At 56.2% G+C, this 802-nt stretch carries 1 protein-coding gene; it reads left to right on the plus strand.

The window, feature by feature from the left end; all coding sequences use genetic code 11:
* Positions 1 to 233 precede the first annotated feature (233 nt).
* The coding region (locus AUR66_RS12770) for a DUF6610 family protein (protein ID WP_331457001.1) at positions 234 to 802 on the plus strand (569 nt) is incomplete at its 3' end.

Here is an 802-nt window from a genome sequence, read left to right on the forward strand (position 1 = left end):
GCCGCAGAGGGAGGAGGCTCAATCCAACTGCACAAACGACCAGGCGATGCTCTTGCCGGATATCAACAAAAATCAGCAAACGCTCGCCAGCACTGAGGTGGCCGCAGGCTGTTTGTCTGAGAATTAACCAACAGATTGGAGCCGATTCAAATTTTGTTGGTTAATCGCTCCACAGCAGCTGTTTTTTCGCCCCTGAGAGGTGCGGGGCGGCAGAGTCCCGCAGGTGACTCCCTGTGTCCATTCACGACTTCTCCGGAGCGAGCAGCGACAGCGCAACAGAGTCCTACGCCAACGCCCGACAGGCAGAGTACGTAGCGTTCCTTCATCGTGTTCCATTCGCCATCGACGCGTTGAACCTCGGTTTTCTCACGGGCTTTCGAGAGGACTGCAGCTACCAGCAACAGCAATTCCTCAATCTTGATCTCCCAGTCGGCATGCTCGATAACGACTTCAGAAATCCAGATCTCGACCGTTACACGGAGCGAGTCCTCGAACACGGACCAGACGTCGGCATCATCGGCGACGCCTACGACCGTGCAGAAGCCCAGTCTTACGTTCGAGCAGTGCGAGACCTCCAAAAACGCGTCCCCGACACGGAGTTCGTCATCGTCCCGAAATGCAAAGCAGCACTTGAGGAGATTCCAGACGATATCGTCGTCGGCTACTCACGTGGCTATGCGGACATTCTGGCACATGACTTCTCAGATCCGGTGGATTGGCGAGGCCGTCGAGTCCACATCCTTGGAGGCAGCCCACCCAAACAACTCGCGGTTATCGACCAGTTGACGCAACCGACGTTGAC

Origin of the sequence: Haloferax profundi (assembly GCF_001469865.1) — an archaeon.
Classification (GTDB): Archaea; Halobacteriota; Halobacteria; order Halobacteriales; family Haloferacaceae; genus Haloferax; species Haloferax profundi.